Genomic DNA, 16,730 nt, shown 5'->3' on the forward strand with positions numbered 1-16,730 from the left:
ACTCATACGTACAGTGTATCTTTTAAAACCATATTTTAGAGATAAAAAAAGCGACTCATGCGAGTCGCTTCTTGAATCTGTTTTTAAACGCTACTTGCGCGCTTTCTTTGGCTTGCGTTTAGCTGGGCCATTTGAGGTGATACGTTCCTCGTGGCGACGTACTGCACGACGGATTTTTTGAGAACGAGAACGCTCACGGTTGCGCGAAGTATTTCGCACGTCGATTACTGTTTCTTTCTCTGGTTGAAGCTCAACAAGTTCACGAAGGTAGTTAACCTGTTTTAGGTCCATTTCCATCCATCCCCCACGAGGGAGTTTCTTCTCTAGGAAGATGTCACCGTAACGAACACGCTTAAGACGGCTCACTGTGGTATCTTGAGATTCCCAAAGACGACGAACTTCACGATTACGGCCTTCGTTAATTACCACGTAAAAGGTATGGTTCATACCTTCACCGCCAGCATAAACGATGTCTTCAAAGCGAGCCATGCCGTCTTCAAGTTGCACGCCACGAGTTAGGTTACGCACCTTTTGCTCGTTTACATCACCAAATACACGTACTAAATATTCGCGCTCAACTTGGCGACTAGGGTGCATTAGACGGTTTGCAAGTTCACCATCGGTAGTAAACAGCAACAAGCCTGAGGTATTTGCGTCCAATCGACCTACAGAAATCCAACGAGCACCGTTGATTTTAGGAAGACGATCAAATACCGTACGACGACCTTCTGGATCATGGCGAGTACACAATTCACCCTCTGGCTTGTAGTAAGCAAGAACACGACACACTACTTCTTCAGGAGCTTTGACTGACACTTGATGACCATCGATACGGACAACCGCGATGTCGTCTTCTAAGCGCTCTCCTAGCGTGGCTACCTGACCATTAACGCTTACGCGACCTGATTTAATTAAACTCTCAAGTTCGCGGCGAGATCCATGACCAGCGCGTGCTAAAATTTTCTGTAATTTTTCGCTCATTTAGTTACCTTTATGTCGTCTTCTCAGACGTCGGATGAAGTAGTGTTTCGCAGAAATTGCGGTCGCGCATTATCTCAAAAACTCAACCGAAAATCACCCAATATTTATTGCATTTTTCATACTTAACAAGTCGTTGATTTTGCTAATAAATGCTTGCTATTCAAATGGAGTTGTATCCCCTGCTCCACGACGTGCGATAACTGCGTCATCTTCACTAAAATCGATAACCGTAGTCGGTTGCTCACCTAAGTAACCACCGTTAATGATCAAATCTACCGCGTGCTCTAGCTTGTCTCTGATCTCTTCTGGATCAGATTCAGTCACATCATTCCCAGGCAAAATAAGGGTTGTCGACATCATGGGTTCGCCTAAAGCTTCCAATAAATCCAGCGCAATTTTGTTATCCGGAACACGAATACCTATAGTTTTACGCTTCGCATTCATGAGACGACGAGGCACCTCTTTTGTTCCTTTGAAGATAAATGTATATGCACCCGGCGTATTGTTTTTCAATAGACGAAACGCACTATTGTCTACACGTGCGTACAAGGAAAGCTCTGAGAGATCTCGGCATAGCAAGGTGAAGTTGTGCTTGTCATCGATTTTACGAATTCGACATACGCGATCCAATGCGGATTTGTTCTCTAGTTGACACCCAAGAGCATAACCCGAATCTGTAGGATAGATGACTACCCCACCATTGCGAATGATAGCAGCGGCTTGTGTGATAAGGCGCGCTTGCGGATTATCTGGATGAACATAAAAATACTGACTCATCATATCTCCTTATGAGCAGGCATCTATAGAGTCGATGCCTTAGGATCAGAAAACGGTGGCCATTGTTCCCACACGGGAGTCACTCCGGACGGGAGCCACAAATTCTTCCCTAATTCCATCCACGGTGATGGATAATGAAAATCGGAACCTTGAGAAGCTAATAGATTGTATTGTATAGCATAATCAGCTAGGTTGCGTCGCTCTTGTTGACTTTGTTGAGGTTGAGAAACTTCCATAGCATCTCCGCCGGCTTCAACAAATGCCGATAGTAATCTTTTTTGCCATTTAGCGGTGAGATCGTAACGACCTGGATGAGCCAGCACAGCTAAACCTCCAGCAGCGTGAATGGCATCAACCGCATCGGCCATTGAACACCAAATGGGAGGTACATATCCCGGCTTATCTCTGGTCAGAAAACGTTTGAATACTTGCTGCATATTCTTAGCATGACCATTGTCTACCAGCCACTTAGCAAAGTGAGCACGTGTCACCGGAGCACCATTTGCTATCTCCTTCACCTCAGGCAAGGGGTCAACTTTAAGATGTTTTGATAAGCGAAGTGCAATTAACTCTGAACGCTCTATGCGCCTTGCTTGTTGTTCTTCTATAAGTTTTGTGAGCTTTGGACTGTGAATATCGATATTCAGTCCAACAATATGGATATCTTTATTCGACCAAACCGTAGAGATTTCTATGCCAGGTAGCAACTGAATATCCACTTCAGAGTTTCGTATGTACTCCAAAGCAGGCTCTATACCCTCGATGGTGTCGTGGTCAGTTATAGCAAGCACGGCGACACGGTGCTCAATCGCTCTATCAACAAGAGCTTGCGGACTAAAACGGCCATCAGACGCAGTAGTGTGAGAATGCAGATCAAATATCATAAAAGGCTTGACTTTCCACTCGCGTACTAGTTAACTAGTACACCTAGATTAATTAAGGATGTTTAGCAAATCGCTATGAATACAATCATGATACAACAGCAAACACTAATCTGTACCGAATTCGGTAGAGTTTGTGTATGCGCAGTATCTAACGTATGGCGTTGGTGGCTCGAGACATAAGCGAGCTAAGCATTGAGTGTGTCTACACAACTCTGAAGCTCGCATTAATGTGCGGGCTTTTTTTATGCCTTTTTTACACAATCCGGCGCGTCGTAAACTAACTACAACAAATTGCCTCGCAAAAATGAGTTAAGTGCGCAAACTTTGACCCGCTTTTACGCAATCACTTTTGGGTGGAGCAACAGAATATGAGAGTATGTGATGCAAAGAAATTCAAGCTTACAAGGAGGTCTTGTGAATAAGACCATTAATCTGACTGCGCAGGGCCAGCTAGAGCTTCTGCAACGCGATGTCTTCTACACACAAGATCCAACGGAGCTGTTCCATCATTTGTGTAAAGACAAAGCGGATACCCTGCTACTCGAATCTGCAGAGATTGACTCCAAAGAAGATCTCAAGAGCTTATTGCTTGTTGATGCTGCCATGCGTATTGAGTGTCGTGGCCACCAAGTAGTATTAACGGCCAACTCTGATAATGGACGTGCATTGCTTGCTCGCATCGCCTCAAACCTTAACTCAGAGTTTGTATCTGAAAAGAGCGATAGCGCACTGACCGTTAGCTTCACTGCTCCTGATACCAACCTTGATGAAGACAGCAGACTTCGCCAGCCTTCTTCGTTTGATATGTTGCGCTTAGTGAAAAAGAGCTTCAATTGCGACGAACACGACCCAATGGCACTGTTCATCGGCGGACTGTTTGCTTATGACTTGGTCGCCAACTTTGAACCATTAGGTGATGCTGCTGAAAATAGCCGTTGCCCAGACTATGTATTCTACGTAGCAGAAACCCTGATTGTTATTGACCATCAGCAGCAGCAAGCACATCTGTACGGTAGTTTATTTGATGCAAGCGAAAGCACTCGCTCAACATTAGAAAGCCGTCTTCAAACCATCGAAGCGGAGATGAAGGTAGTTGAACCAACACCCGATTCAGTCAAGCTAGAAAGCTGTGATGTATCGGTGAATATCAGCGATGAAGAATTTTGCCAAACCGTACGTGACCTAAAAGAATTTGTGGTTCGAGGCGATGTGTTCCAAGTAGTGCCTTCAAGGCATTTCTCTCTTGAGTGCCCTTCTCCCCTTGCTGCTTATAAGCATCTAAAGAAGAGCAATCCAAGCCCTTATATGTTCTACATGCAAGATGAGCTGTTTACTCTATTTGGTGCCTCTCCTGAGAGTGCTCTTAAATACGAGACACAAAGCAATCAGATTGAGATTTACCCCATCGCGGGCACAAGACGCCGAGGCAAGAACCCAGACGGCACTATCAACCATGACCTTGATAGTCGCATTGAACTAGAGCTTCGATCTGACAGAAAAGAGAACGCAGAGCACATGATGCTAGTGGATCTCGCTCGCAATGATGTTGCTCGTATTGCTACAGCCGGAACTCGCCACGTTGCAGACCTTCTGAAAGTGGACCGCTACAGTCATGTTATGCACCTTGTATCGCGTGTTGTGGGACAACTTAGAAATGACCTAGATGCTTTACATGCGTATCAAGCCTGCATGAACATGGGAACGCTAACTGGCGCTCCAAAGATTCGTGCAATGCAGTTGATTCGTGATGTTGAGCAGCAACGCAGAGGCACCTACGGCGGCGCTGTCGGCTATATGACCGGACGTGGCGATCTAGACACCTGTATCGTTATTCGCTCTGCATATGTTGAAAACGGCATTGCTAAGGTTCAAGCCGGAGCGGGTGTTGTATTTGACTCTGACCCCCAAGCAGAAGCCGACGAAACTCGCGGTAAAGCGCAAGCTGTAATCAGTGCAATTCAAGCCGCACATACTGAGGTGAAGCATGGCTAATATTCTTTTTATCGACAACTTCGATTCATTCACCTACAACCTAGTCGATCAGTTCCGTACTCTTGGCCACCATGTCACCGTGTACCGAAACAACATAGATGTCGATCTGTTAGGTAACGCGCTGAATGAACTTGAGAACCCCGTCATTGTCCTATCTCCTGGCCCGGGTGCACCAAGTGAAGCAGGCAACATGCCAGCAATTATCGACCGCTTTAAGGGCAAAGTGCCAATGATTGGTATCTGCCTTGGTCACCAAGCTATTGTTGAAGCCTACGGTGGAACAGTTGCGGGTGCAGGCGAAATCATTCACGGTAAAGTGTCCATGATGCAACATGATAATCATGCAACCTACCAAGGCTTACCGTCTCCGTTTGCGATTGCACGCTACCACTCTTTAGTGGCAACAAAAGTGACTGATGATTTGACCATCACCGCGCAAGTAGACGATTTAGTCATGTCAGTGGTTCATGAACAAGACAAAGTGTGTGGATTTCAGTTCCACCCTGAGTCTATTATGACCACCTATGGAGCCACTCTTCTAGCCAACTCGATTGAGTGGGCATTAGGGTCTATTGAACTTTCACAAGAACAATAACAAGGAAGAACAATGCAACAAATTCTTGAACAACTTTATCGCCAAGAAGCCTTGAGCCAAGAGCAAAGTCAAACCTTGTTTGACCAAATTATTAAAGGTGAAGTAGAGCCGATTGTATTAAGTTCAGTTCTTACTGCTCTTAAAATTAAAGGCGAGACTCCAGAAGAGATTGCAGGTGCGGCTAAAGCACTGCTCGCTAATGCACAGCCCTTCCCTCGTCCAGATTACGACTTTGCCGATATCGTCGGCACAGGTGGTGACGGTTCAAATACCTTCAATATCTCCACCACTGCAGCGTTTGTTGCAGCGGCCGTTGGCCTTAAAGTGGCAAAACATGGCAACCGCGGTGTATCAAGCAAATCTGGCTCTTCGGATCTGTTGGACTCTTTTGGTATTAATCTGGCGATGAGCGCAGAAGACACGGCTAAAGCAGTAGACGATATTGGTGTTGCCTTTTTGTTTGCTCCTCAATATCACCAAGGTGTGCGTCACGCAATGCCTGTGCGTCAGGCACTGAAGACACGCACTATCTTCAATATTCTTGGCCCTCTGATTAACCCTGCTCGCCCGAACATCGAACTAATGGGTGTTTACGATGAAAGCTTAGTCGCGCCTATTGCTGAAACCATGCAACAGATGGACATGAAGAGAGCGGCGGTTGTCCATGGTAGTGGTCTTGATGAGGTAGCAATTCACGGCACAACAACCGTTGCTGAAATCAAAGACGGCAAAATAGAACATTACACCCTAACGGCAGAAGACTTTGGCCTTAACCCGCATCCGTTAGAGGCGCTAAAAGGTGGTACACCCGAAGAGAACCGCGCTATTGTGACCAATCTCTTAACCGGAAAAGGCACAGAAGCACAAGAATCAGCGGTAGCGGCTAACGTTGCACTGTTAATGAAACTGTTTGGTCACGAAGACCTTAAAGCTAATGCACAGCAGGCAATTGCTGCGATGCGCAGTGGAAAGGCATACCAACTTGTAGAACAACTGGCAGCTAGAGGTTAATCATGTCAGAGCATATTTCTCAGAAAAACAAAGACATGGCGCAAGTACTGGCTAAGATTGTTGCCGACAAAGCAATCTGGGTGGAAGAGCGCGAAAACGTGCAACCACTGGAGTCATTTCAGTCGTCGCTGACTCAATCTGACCGCAGTTTTTATGATGCGCTTTCTGGAGACAACACCGCGTTTATCCTTGAGTGCAAAAAGGCTTCTCCATCAAAGGGGTTGATTCGTGAAGACTTCGATCTCGATTACATTGCCTCGGTATATAACAACCACGCAAGTGCCATTTCGGTACTGACGGACGAGAAATACTTTCAAGGTAGCTTTGATTTCTTACCTCAGATAAAGAAACAAACCAAGCAGCCTATTTTATGTAAAGACTTCATGATTTCGCCGTATCAGGTCTACCTGGCTCGCCATTATCAAGCGGATGCAATCTTGTTAATGCTGTCTGTTCTTAATGACGACGAATATCGCGAACTTGCAACAGTTGCGCACTCATTAGATATGGGCGTTCTTACCGAAGTCAGCAATGAAGAAGAACTTGAACGTGCTATCGAGTTGAAAGCAAAAGTGGTTGGCATCAACAATCGCAATTTGCGCGACCTTACTATTGATCTAAACCGAACCAAACAACTGGCACCAAAATTACCAGAAGGCACCACGGTAATATCTGAATCGGGTATCTACAACCATCAACAAGTACGTGATCTCGCTAAGTTCGCAAATGGCTTCTTGATTGGCAGTTCATTGATGTCAGAAGACAACATTGAACTAGCAGTACGTAAGGTATTGCTGGGTGAAAACAAGGTTTGCGGTTTGACTCATGCCGATGATGCAGCAAAGGCTTATAATGCAGGTGCTGTTTATGGCGGGCTTATCTTTGCCGACAAGTCAAAACGTAAGGTAAATGAAGAAAGCGCACGCCTTACCATGAGTGGTGCTCCTCTTCGCTATGTAGGTGTTTTCCAGAACCAAAGCACAGATTACATCTGCGAGATGGCAAAATCCTTAGAGTTAAATGCGATTCAATTGCATGGTGATGAAGACGAGGCCTTTGTCGCTGATCTGCGTGATCAACTCGATGATGATACTGAAATCTGGAAAGCCTACGGCGTAATGGACGAAGTGCCTTCTTTTGTAGGAAACGTTGACCGTCACCTTCTCGATTCAAAAGTAGGCACTCAAAGCGGTGGTACTGGTAAAGCATTTGATTGGTCAAAAATAGACAATCCTAATGTAATGCTGGCAGGTGGTTTGAATGCAGAAAATATTGCCGAGGCAGCACAGCTTGGCTGTTTGGGTCTTGATTTGAACTCCGGCGTAGAAATTGAACCTGGTAAGAAATCTCGTGAAAAGCTAGAACAAGCTTTTGCCACGATCAGAAATTATTGATTACAACGCCTATCTCACTGAGTATGTACTGAGATAGCGATACCGAATTTAAGGATATTACGATGGCAAAACTAGACGCCTACTTTGGAGAGTTTGGAGGACAATACGTTCCACAGATCCTCGTTCCAGCGCTTGACCAACTTGAGCAAGCTTTTATTGACGCGCAAGAAGACCCAGAGTTCCACGCTGAATTCATGCAATTACTGCAAGAATACGCAGGTCGCCCAACCGCATTAACTCTAACTCGTAACCTGACAACAGGCACGAAAACCAAGTTATACCTAAAACGTGAAGACTTACTTCACGGTGGTGCGCATAAAACCAACCAAGTGTTGGGCCAAGCACTTCTTGCTAAACGCATGGGTAAGAAAGAGATCATCGCAGAAACTGGTGCAGGCCAACACGGCGTTGCATCAGCACTAGCATGTGCACTTCTTGGTCTTAAGTGCCGCGTTTATATGGGCGCTAAAGACGTAGAACGTCAAAGCCCTAATGTTTTCCGTATGCGTTTAATGGGCGCAGAAGTTATCCCGGTGCACTCTGGCTCTGCAACATTGAAAGATGCATGTAACGAAGCCTTGCGTGATTGGTCTGCAAGCTACGAAGATGCGCACTACCTACTAGGTACAGCTGCAGGTCCTCACCCATTCCCAACTATCGTACGTGAATTCCAGCATATGATTGGTGAGGAAACTAAGCATCAGATTATGGCTCGCGAAGGCCGTTTACCTGACGCTGTTATCGCTTGTGTTGGTGGCGGTTCAAACGCTATTGGAATGTTCTCTGACTTCATCGAAGAATCTGACGTTCGTCTTATTGGCGTAGAGCCTGCGGGTAAAGGTCTGGATACAGACATGCACGGCGCACCACTAAAACACGGTAAGCTGGGTATCTTCTTTGGTATGAAAGCACCATTGATGCAAGATACTCACGGTCAGATTGAAGAGTCTTACTCTGTATCAGCAGGTCTTGATTTCCCATCAGTGGGCCCACAGCACGCTCACCTTAACGCGACAGGTCGCGCAGAATACGGCGCAATTACTGATGATGAAGCATTAGACGCTTTCCAAATTTTGGCTCGTAAAGAAGGTATTATCCCTGCTCTAGAGTCTGCACACGCACTTGCTTATGCATTGAAGTTGGCATTTGAAGAGCCAGAAAAAGAACAACTGTTTGTGGTTAACCTATCAGGTCGCGGTGATAAAGATATCTTTACTGTGCACGATATTTTGAAAGAAAAGGGAGAGATGTAATGGATCGTTACGCTGCGCTATTTGAGCGTTTAGAAGCTAAAAAACAAGGTGCATTTGTTCCTTTCGTTACCATTGGCGATCCTAATCCAGAATTGTCTTTGCAAATTATGCAAACCTTAGCCAACTCTGGTGCTGATGCCCTTGAACTCGGTATTCCATTCTCAGATCCATTGGCAGATGGCCCAACAATCCAAGGCGCAAATATTCGGGCCCTAGATTCAAAGACAACTCCGACTATCTGTTTTGAATTGATCGCTCAAATTCGTGAACAACATCCAGATCTTCCAATCGGTCTTCTGGTTTATGCAAACCTAGTGTTTGCTAATGGCATTGACTACTTCTATCAAGCCTGTGCGAAAGCAGGCGTTGATTCTGTGCTGATTGCTGATGTACCAACCGGTGAAAGCGAAGAGTTCAACATTGCGGCTAAAAAAGCAGGTGTACATGCCATCTTCATCGCTCCGCCAACCGCAACCGATGAAACACTTAAGCAAGTATCTGAGCTAGGCGGTGGCTACACTTACCTACTTTCTCGCGCAGGTGTAACTGGTGCTGAGACTAAAGCAAACATGCCAGTTGATCACATGCTTGAACGATTAGCCAAATTTGACGCTCCACCAGCACTATTAGGCTTTGGTATCTCCCAACCTGAACAAGTAAAAACAGCGATTGAAGCAGGTGCTGCAGGCGCAATTTCTGGTTCAGCGGTAGTAAAAATCATTGAGAACAATGTTGATAATGCCCAGCAGATGCTTAGCGAACTGGCGACCTTCGTAACAAACATGAAGGCAGCAACTCAAAAATAAATCTGTTTTAATGAATAGATAGAGCCACACTTTATGAAAATAGAGTGTGGTTTTTTTTGATCGGTACTCAGTGATTCGTATTCGAAAGTGCCAATAGTTAACTTGGAAAAATTAGACGTTGGGCGTCACTTGCCCAATTACCTAATCCTATATGCAACATACTCATTACAACTGCAGTCATAATCGAGCCTAACATCTGTATAAATATCACACTGCGCAAACGTTTGCCTTGTGCAATATTTATACAAAAAGATAATAAGCGACACGTTCAATTTCCTGTTTTTATCAATAGCCCTAAAACTAGCGTGATCTACATCACATTTATTATCGCTACCCCTGCCACATACGGTCAGATAAAAGTACAAATAAGCGCCCTTAAATATAGGGCATTGAGCCATATATAAGTTCTTATATTCGGTAATACTTAAAACTGTCAGCACAAAAGGTAAAGGAAGTGTTAAAAGATAAAAGTTTACTCGGCAATATTGGTGTGCAAGTTGTTATTGCTATGATTGTCGGTACCCTTGTGGGTGCAATGATGGGTGAGAGCGCAACAGTGTTCGCTCCCCTAGGTACTATCTTCATCAATTTAATCAAGATGTTGGTTATCCCTCTAGTCGCAGTTGCTCTAATTTCTGGTGCTGCCGGCTTAGGTAACAGCTCTAACGCAGGTAAAGTTGGCCTTACAACGCTTGGATTTTTCGGATTAACTTCTGCGCTAGCTGTAGCACTAGCTTTGGTAATGGGTAACCTATTCCAACCTGGTACTGGCATCGATGTTGCCTCTGTAGAAAGCATGTTTTCTGCAGAATACGAAGCCCAAGGCGTACTTCCAGGTTTCTGGGATACTGTTACAGGCATGATTCCAACAAACTTCTTCCAGTCTTTGAACGAAGCAAACATACTGCAAATCTTAGTGTTCTGTCTTTTCTTTGGTATTGCTGTTTCTAGTCTTGAAAAAGAGCGTCGCGACCCTCTAATCAATGGCGTAAATGCTATCGTTGATGCAATGGTTTGGATGATCAACAAGGTGATGCTGATCGCTCCTTTAGGCGTATTTGGCCTAATGGCGGACGCGGTTGGTTCATTCGGTTTTGGCGCACTGATGGTAGTGTTTAAACTGTTCCTTGTATACGTTGCGGCTATTTTGATCTTCGGTTTCGTCGTTTACCCTGTTTTAGTTCACGTATTCACTAAGACTTCTGCGAAGAAGTTCCTTATGGCTATGAAGAAGCCTCAAGCCGTTGCTCTATCAACAGCTTCTTCAATGGCGACACTTCCTGTGACGATGAATACCGTAGAGAATGAGCTTGGTGTCAAGAATTCGACTGCTTCTTTCGTATTGCCTCTTGGTGCGACCATTAACATGTCAGGTAATGCAATCTACTACGGCTTGGTTGCTATTTTCTTCGCACAAATGTTCGGTATCGATCTAAGCCTAGGTGCATACATCGCTATCATCGCGACGTCTACATTGGGTGCTGTTGGTCAAGCGGGTGTACCAGGACCGTCGTTCCTTGTGGTTGCTGTACTATTAGCGGCAGGGATTCCAATTGAAGGTCTACCGCTACTGTTCGCTCTAGACCGTATCTTTGACATGATTCGTACAGCGCTGAACATTACAGGTGATGCAGCATGTGCCGTAATCGTTGATGCTTTAGTTGAAGAAGAAGCGCAAGTTGAGCTTCAGAAACAACAAGCGTAACCAAAACTGAAAAACTCTATATCAAGCTGGGCTATAACACCCAGCTTTTTTATTTCAAATGTATCCAAGACTTGTTTCTATTCTTATTGCGAACTAACCTTCGTTAGTGCTCAAAAATTAACCAGCTCATTTTTCTCGCGTACTCGTCGTAAAAAGTATCGCTCGCTCCATCAACGTTCGGTGATTTGTGGTGAGTTTTCAACGCAAGATGGTAGCCAGTGCAACTGCCCGTCCTGCAGGTGGAAGACTTTGCCTATACCGCAAATATTTACTTCGCTAAAGTGCTCAATTTATATCCTCCAATGTCTCTTTTGAAGATTATTGAGATCACCTCGCCGGTCGAAGAAAATCTTTCCCTCGGAGATCTGCACTAATTATTAATGAATTCTTTAAACTGTTTCGTGAGTGCAGCTAATTAAAATGCTGATTCAAGGTGTTATCTTGTTGATCTAACAACCGATACCTAACTTATCATAAGTAACACCGCTTAATTCGAGGATAGTCACCATGCAGAAAACCATACTCATCACTGGCGCTACCGATGGTATTGGCCTTGAGACTGCCAAAACACTTGCCAAGCAAGGGCACCACTTATTAATTCACGGTCGTAATCCTCACAAGCTTCAAAAAGTACAAGATGAGCTTTCTAAGCTTCCGGGTGCAAGTAAAATCGAGACCTACGAATCTGACGTTTCTCGTTTATCTGATGTTAAAACGCTAGCGGGTAAAATTGCTCAAAATCATTCATACCTTGATGCATTAATCAATAATGCGGGTGTTTACAGTGTGCCAAACGCAATAACAGCCGATAATCTAGATGTGCGCTTTGTGGTAAATACGCTTGCACCCTACTTGCTCACGCAAAAGTTACTCCCACTAATGAACAGTGAAAGTCGTGTGGTTAACTTATCTTCAGCAGCTCAGTCTACTGTTGATACCAACGCGCTACTAGGTGAGAAATCACTTTCTGAAGGTGAAGCATACGCGCAGAGCAAGCTTGCGATTACCATGTGGACAAGAACACTCGCTCAATCCCTTGGCGCTGACGGACCTGCTATCATAGCGGTAAATCCGGCCTCATTTCTTGGTAGCAAAATGGTCAAAGATGCGTATGGAGTTGCGGGAGGTGACCTCTCGATAGGTGCCGATATCCTAGTTCATGCTGCGTTATCAGAAGAGTTTTCTGACGTATCGGGAAAGTATTTTGACAATGATATTGGTCGTTTTAATGACCCTCATCGCGATGCACTCAACAGCGACAAGTGCCATGCTGTTGTCTCTACATTAGATAAAATGCTTGAGAAATATAGCTAGATCAAGCGATGTATAAGTCCTGCTGAAACAACCCAGTGGGACTTTTTTTATCTGCAATGTTCAACGAACTCTTGCGTCGCTTTCCCTAGGTTTTTAATCAATAACAGCACACACAAGGGATTATCTGTAAAGCCGTGTAGTGATGTAATGGTGCATTCCGAGCAATGCTCAACCTGATAGCGTTCGAATTGATATCGGTCTAGTTTTTGACAGGCTTCTTCGACATCTTTAACACCAACGATTGACCAATGCTGAGTGATGTCTACCGAAAAATAATTGTTGAAGAGCACTTGTGCCGTTTGTGAATCAAAGAAGTCATAGTCTGCGAGGTCGTTATTCAATCGAGTTTGCATTACTGAGCCAAGGTCCGTTGAAAGTACTTCTCCATATTTTTCTACTAACACTTCTTGTGCTAAAACCTTAACGTAGCAATCCCATGCAACCAACGCAGACACCAAAATCTTATCGGATTCATTGGAGTGTTTTTCTAAGCTTGTTTGTAATGCTGTCAATGAATTGAGAAAACTCGAGTAAGCAGCAGACATAACTCTCCTTTAAACAATTAACTCTTACCTAACCATTAATTGCGAGAAGCCACTAAGGCGCGAAAATGTGGAATGTTTGTAACCCAATATGTAATCAACGCAACAATAGAGGCCACTGAAATGGTGGCCTTATCTAGAGATCTTGAAATTAGCTTTTAGCGACAACTAGGCGTTGGTATAGGGAGTCTTTTAACACTGCTCTATCGTGTTTCATCTTATGCATTTCTTCATCGGTAATGGGATCACCGTTCAACTCTAGCACACGAATTTCTTTATCTAATGCTGTATAGGTCTTGTTGTCCTGAGCAAAGGTTTCATTGCTTTCAACCAATTGCTTAATAACATCTTGTAACTCCGGAAAGTCATTCTCAAGAGAGTGTTTCTCACCTAACATAGTTACTCCTTTATAAAGTTGCCGTTGGATTCACAATAAATGTAGCATGCTATTTTGACGTACTCGCTGTTTCCCTAAAAATTACTTTAAAATTTTCCTAAAACTTGTTCTATCTGACTAAGAGTAGCATCGGCATCTTTATAGTCTATCGGTAGCTCGATAATCGATTCCCCTTTAACAATAAATAGTGAGGGAAAGCTATTACCCCCTATGGAACGAGCAAATCTGAGTTCTTGCATCAATGTTTGTTCTATTTCGGACGAACCTAAGTCTCTCTCAAATTGTTCTGTATTAAGTCCAATCTCACCTGCAAGTTCAATGAGCGTAGATAAGTCACTTGGGTTTCTAGCTTGAAGATAATAAGCCTGTTGAACTGCGGAAAGCATCTCTTTTTCAGCACCTTGTAGTCTTGCACAAAGCATAGCTCTACAGGCGGGATAGGTGGAACGACGGGGCGTGTTCGAAGACCAAAAGTCGTGGTTAAACTGAGTCCCCAGTAAGGACTCAATTTTGTTCCAATAAGAGGCAATTTGATGACGCATCTCCATTGGCATAGACACATCTGTATCTGGGGCTAGCCCACCGACTAGATACACTATTTCAAGTCTGCCTTTTAGTGCTGACTCTAATTGAAGCCATGTTGGTTTATAGCCCCAACACCATGCACACATAGGGTCATACACGTGATAAAGTCGCATTGTATCCTTACTCATTGTCACTCCTAACGCACTGATTTATTTAGTCAGTTAATCATCATGACAAGATTAGCGCAAGGGGCTAATCAAGAGTTAGTACTATCTTTCCTAAGTGATTTTTCTCCATAAATGCCCGCTGTGCTTGCTCGATTTGTTGTAATGGAAATGTCATAGCAACAAGAGGCTTTATCTGCCCGCTTTCAATACGCTTCACTAAATTTGGAAAGACCTCTGGCTCGATAATTGTACAACCAAAGAAGCTTAAATCTTTTAAATACAAGGTGCGAAGATCCAATGTTACATCCGCGCCCGCAATGGCTCCTGAAACTGCATAACGACCTTTGGGCTTCATCACATCAAGCAATGTAGGCCAGCTCTTGCCACCCACCAAATCTATCACTACATCAACGCTATTGAACCCTAAGCGAGATCCTAGATCTTCATCTCGAAAAACGACTTCATCTGTTCCTATGCTCTTTAAGAGCGCTTCTTTAGAAGGGCTTGTTACACCAATCACTTTAGCGCCGCGTGCCTTTGCTAACTGAATAGCGGCCGACCCTACACCCCCCGTTGCCCCTGTCACCAAAACTGTATCGGATGGACCTACTTTGGCGCGAGTGAGCATATTTTCTGCGGTTGAGTAAGAACAAGGAAATGACGCAAGCTCCACATCCGAAAGCGGTGTAGATAGATGATGAGCGTAACGTGATGCTACCTTAGTAAATTCAGCAAACCCACCGTCACACTCAGAGCCGAAATACCACGGGCTTGAAAGTTGCTCACCATTGGCTTCGTTCAAGCACGGTTCGATAATGACTCGTTGCCCTACTCTCGATTCATCGACACCCTCGCCTGTTGCAACAATAACCCCACAAACGTCGGCACCTTGAATACGAGGAAAGCGCAAAGCTTCACCGGACCAAGAGGCATCATCGCCGTCTGCATCATTCTTTGAATACCAGCCTATTCGAGTATTAATATCGGTATTATTAACCCCTGCGGCAGATACTTTAATTAATACATCACCTCTGCAAAGGAGAGGCAGTTCAATATCTGTACTGTATTGCAATTGGTCAAAATCACCATGGCCCGTCATCTGTACGCCATACATCGTTTGCTTGTTCATTCCAAAATTTTCCTTACCACATTTTTGGCTGCCACGATTGCTTGATCACCCATAGTAGGCCATGCCAGCGAAGCGCCTTCGTGTATTAAAAACAACTCCATCGCCAATTCAGGGCTTGCACTTCTTCGCGCTAAGAGTTGAACTATTTGTTGTTTATGTTCTTGCACCGCTTCATTCACCTCTTCATTGTGAGGGAACGCGGCTAACGCATTCATTGATAGGCACCCCTTAGGCGCGTTATTTTCCATCCATTGGCCTAGGCCATCAAAAATAGCAATAACAGAGTCCATTGGGTTTGAAGATTGCTCTTCATCTAATAAAGAGAGATAGCGTTGGTGGCGATGCTCTAATGCACCGATAACCATAGATTCTTTAGATGGGTAGTAGCGATACAGAGTTCTTAAACTCACTCCAGAGGCGACTTTAAGTTCAGCGACACTCATTTGTGCAAAACCGTGTTGGCTGAACGCGATCTCTAAACGACCCGCAATTTCATCTTTTACCATAATATCCCCTAGGTAGAATGCTTACTCTACCTGAATGGTAGAGCAAACATTCTACCTAGGTCAATCATTTTCGAATAATTAGGCATCGTCTGAAATAAAATTGTTATGACAAAAAGCATTTAAAGGGGACTAATAGGCGTGTAACGGTGGTCAACGCTATATTTCATGTGTTCAATTAGGTAGACTGATTCAAACGCTAATTTCAATCAGAAAAATGAAGCAATTACTCGATTTTATTCCCCTAATAATATTTTTTGTGTTGTACAAAACGTACGACATCTATACCGCGACAGGGGCATTAATAGTTGCCACTGCACTTCAACTCATTGTGACGTATGTAATGTACAAAAAAGTTGAAAAGATGCAGATCATCACTTTCATTATGGTCACCTTTTTTGGTGGCATGACCCTATTTCTACATGATGACAATTTCATAAAATGGAAGGTGACCCTAGTTTATACTGTATTTGCAGTAGGACTCATCGTGACACAGTTAATCGGAAAACCGGTTATTAAGGGGATGCTTGGCAAAGAGATAACTTTGCCTGATAGTGCATGGAGTAAGATTAACTGGGCTTGGGTACTGTTTTTTACCGGATGTGCAGTCCTTAATATTTACATCGCTTTCAATTTACCCCTTGATACTTGGGTTAACTTCAAGGTCTTCGGTTTGCTTGCTGCAACACTAATTTTCACCTTGTTGACCGGTATTTATATTTACAAACATATGCAAAAAGAGAGTGAATAACGTA

Annotated in this window: 17 protein-coding genes; 9 read left to right on the forward strand and 8 right to left on the reverse strand. The window is 44.1% G+C overall.

Features of this window, described 5'->3' with window-relative positions:
* Positions 1-90: 90 nt before the first annotated feature.
* The 3 genes from rluB to rnm all read right to left on the reverse strand — a co-directional run bounded on the left by rluB (position 91) and on the right by rnm (position 2,642).
* Positions 91-981: a 23S rRNA pseudouridine(2605) synthase RluB gene (gene rluB, locus OCU48_RS07545; RefSeq protein WP_141343994.1), complete on the reverse strand. Its 891-nt coding sequence runs from the start codon at positions 979-981 to the stop codon at positions 91-93.
* A gap of 156 nt (positions 982-1,137) precedes the next feature.
* A complete protein-coding gene (locus OCU48_RS07550) occupies positions 1,138-1,758 on the reverse strand; it encodes an L-threonylcarbamoyladenylate synthase (RefSeq protein WP_141343995.1) in 621 nt (206 codons plus the stop codon).
* A 23-nt stretch (positions 1,759-1,781) separates the two neighbouring features.
* A complete protein-coding gene (gene rnm / locus OCU48_RS07555; protein WP_141343996.1) occupies positions 1,782-2,642 on the reverse strand; it encodes an RNase RNM in 861 nt (286 codons plus the stop codon).
* Between the two features lie 381 nt (positions 2,643-3,023).
* On the opposite strand from rnm, the gene OCU48_RS07560 reads away from it, so the two are divergent.
* The 8 genes from OCU48_RS07560 to OCU48_RS07595 all read left to right on the forward strand — a co-directional run bounded on the left by OCU48_RS07560 (position 3,024) and on the right by OCU48_RS07595 (position 12,712).
* Complete coding sequence (locus OCU48_RS07560; RefSeq protein ID WP_141343997.1) at positions 3,024-4,634, forward strand: anthranilate synthase component 1; 1,611 nt, start codon at positions 3,024-3,026, stop codon at positions 4,632-4,634.
* A complete protein-coding gene (locus tag OCU48_RS07565) occupies positions 4,627-5,229 on the forward strand; it encodes an aminodeoxychorismate/anthranilate synthase component II (protein WP_141343998.1) in 603 nt (200 codons plus the stop codon). The genes OCU48_RS07560 and OCU48_RS07565 overlap by 8 nt, the downstream gene beginning before the upstream one ends.
* 12 nt (positions 5,230-5,241) lie before the next feature.
* Positions 5,242-6,240, forward strand: a complete 999-nt coding sequence (gene trpD / locus OCU48_RS07570) for an anthranilate phosphoribosyltransferase (protein WP_141343999.1) — start codon at positions 5,242-5,244, stop codon at positions 6,238-6,240.
* A gap of 2 nt (positions 6,241-6,242) precedes the next feature.
* Positions 6,243-7,634 (forward strand): bifunctional indole-3-glycerol-phosphate synthase TrpC/phosphoribosylanthranilate isomerase TrpF, encoded by a 1,392-nt coding sequence (gene trpCF / locus OCU48_RS07575; protein ID WP_141344000.1) that lies wholly within the window; start codon positions 6,243-6,245, stop codon positions 7,632-7,634.
* 62 nt (positions 7,635-7,696) lie between these two features.
* On the forward strand, positions 7,697-8,887 hold the full coding sequence (trpB, locus tag OCU48_RS07580; RefSeq protein WP_141344001.1) for a tryptophan synthase subunit beta: 1,191 nt from the start codon (positions 7,697-7,699) through the stop codon (positions 8,885-8,887).
* Positions 8,887-9,693, forward strand: coding sequence for a tryptophan synthase subunit alpha (gene trpA, locus OCU48_RS07585; RefSeq protein ID WP_141344002.1), 807 nt, complete (start codon positions 8,887-8,889; stop codon positions 9,691-9,693). Before trpB ends, trpA begins: the two co-directional genes overlap by 1 nt.
* A gap of 430 nt (positions 9,694-10,123) precedes the next feature.
* Positions 10,124-11,398, forward strand: coding sequence for a dicarboxylate/amino acid:cation symporter (locus OCU48_RS07590; protein ID WP_208727094.1), 1,275 nt, complete (start codon positions 10,124-10,126; stop codon positions 11,396-11,398).
* 507 nt (positions 11,399-11,905) lie between these two features.
* Positions 11,906-12,712 (forward strand): SDR family NAD(P)-dependent oxidoreductase, encoded by an 807-nt coding sequence (locus OCU48_RS07595; RefSeq protein ID WP_141344004.1) that lies wholly within the window; start codon positions 11,906-11,908, stop codon positions 12,710-12,712.
* A 47-nt stretch (positions 12,713-12,759) separates the two neighbouring features.
* Here OCU48_RS07595 and OCU48_RS07600 read toward each other — a convergent pair whose 3' ends face one another.
* The 5 genes from OCU48_RS07600 to OCU48_RS07620 form a co-directional block, all read right to left on the reverse strand.
* Positions 12,760-13,257, reverse strand: coding sequence for a hypothetical protein (locus OCU48_RS07600; protein ID WP_141344005.1), 498 nt, complete (start codon positions 13,255-13,257; stop codon positions 12,760-12,762).
* Between the two features lie 148 nt (positions 13,258-13,405).
* On the reverse strand, positions 13,406-13,651 hold the full coding sequence (locus tag OCU48_RS07605) for an HP1242/YdcH family protein (protein WP_141344006.1): 246 nt from the start codon (positions 13,649-13,651) through the stop codon (positions 13,406-13,408).
* Between the two features lie 86 nt (positions 13,652-13,737).
* Positions 13,738-14,364 (reverse strand): DsbA family protein, encoded by a 627-nt coding sequence (locus tag OCU48_RS07610; RefSeq protein WP_141344007.1) that lies wholly within the window; start codon positions 14,362-14,364, stop codon positions 13,738-13,740.
* A 64-nt stretch (positions 14,365-14,428) separates the two neighbouring features.
* Positions 14,429-15,472: an alcohol dehydrogenase family protein gene (locus OCU48_RS07615; RefSeq protein WP_141344008.1), complete on the reverse strand. Its 1,044-nt coding sequence runs from the start codon at positions 15,470-15,472 to the stop codon at positions 14,429-14,431.
* On the reverse strand, positions 15,469-15,978 hold the full coding sequence (locus tag OCU48_RS07620; protein WP_141344009.1) for a TetR/AcrR family transcriptional regulator: 510 nt from the start codon (positions 15,976-15,978) through the stop codon (positions 15,469-15,471). Before OCU48_RS07620 ends, OCU48_RS07615 begins: the two co-directional genes overlap by 4 nt.
* A gap of 214 nt (positions 15,979-16,192) precedes the next feature.
* Here OCU48_RS07620 and OCU48_RS07625 point away from each other — a divergent pair, with 214 nt between their 5' ends.
* Entirely contained in the window at positions 16,193-16,726 is a 534-nt protein-coding gene (locus OCU48_RS07625) for a septation protein A (protein WP_141344010.1), read from the forward strand.
* The last annotated feature ends 4 nt before the right edge of the window (positions 16,727-16,730 follow it).

The organism is Vibrio inusitatus, assembly GCA_024346935.1.
Taxonomy (GTDB): Bacteria; Pseudomonadota; Gammaproteobacteria; order Enterobacterales; family Vibrionaceae; genus Vibrio; species Vibrio inusitatus.

Coding starts and splice junctions, on each gene's coding strand:
- OCU48_RS07595 (WP_141344004.1), top strand. CDS start 11,906: ATGCAGAAAACCATACTCATCACTGGCGCTACCGATGGTATTGGCCTT.
- OCU48_RS07610 (WP_141344007.1), bottom strand. CDS start 14,364: ATGAGTAAGGATACAATGCGACTTTATCACGTGTATGACCCTATGTGT.
- rnm (WP_141343996.1), bottom strand. CDS start 2,642: ATGATATTTGATCTGCATTCTCACACTACTGCGTCTGATGGCCGTTTT.
- OCU48_RS07625 (WP_141344010.1), top strand. CDS start 16,193: ATGAAGCAATTACTCGATTTTATTCCCCTAATAATATTTTTTGTGTTG.
- OCU48_RS07550 (WP_141343995.1), bottom strand. CDS start 1,758: ATGAGTCAGTATTTTTATGTTCATCCAGATAATCCGCAAGCGCGCCTT.
- OCU48_RS07565 (WP_141343998.1), top strand. CDS start 4,627: ATGGCTAATATTCTTTTTATCGACAACTTCGATTCATTCACCTACAAC.
- OCU48_RS07600 (WP_141344005.1), bottom strand. CDS start 13,257: ATGTCTGCTGCTTACTCGAGTTTTCTCAATTCATTGACAGCATTACAA.
- OCU48_RS07605 (WP_141344006.1), bottom strand. CDS start 13,651: ATGTTAGGTGAGAAACACTCTCTTGAGAATGACTTTCCGGAGTTACAA.
- OCU48_RS07615 (WP_141344008.1), bottom strand. CDS start 15,472: ATGAACAAGCAAACGATGTATGGCGTACAGATGACGGGCCATGGTGAT.
- trpD (WP_141343999.1), top strand. CDS start 5,242: ATGCAACAAATTCTTGAACAACTTTATCGCCAAGAAGCCTTGAGCCAA.
- trpB (WP_141344001.1), top strand. CDS start 7,697: ATGGCAAAACTAGACGCCTACTTTGGAGAGTTTGGAGGACAATACGTT.
- rluB (WP_141343994.1), bottom strand. CDS start 981: ATGAGCGAAAAATTACAGAAAATTTTAGCACGCGCTGGTCATGGATCT.
- trpA (WP_141344002.1), top strand. CDS start 8,887: ATGGATCGTTACGCTGCGCTATTTGAGCGTTTAGAAGCTAAAAAACAA.
- OCU48_RS07620 (WP_141344009.1), bottom strand. CDS start 15,978: ATGGTAAAAGATGAAATTGCGGGTCGTTTAGAGATCGCGTTCAGCCAA.
- OCU48_RS07560 (WP_141343997.1), top strand. CDS start 3,024: ATGCAAAGAAATTCAAGCTTACAAGGAGGTCTTGTGAATAAGACCATT.
- trpCF (WP_141344000.1), top strand. CDS start 6,243: ATGTCAGAGCATATTTCTCAGAAAAACAAAGACATGGCGCAAGTACTG.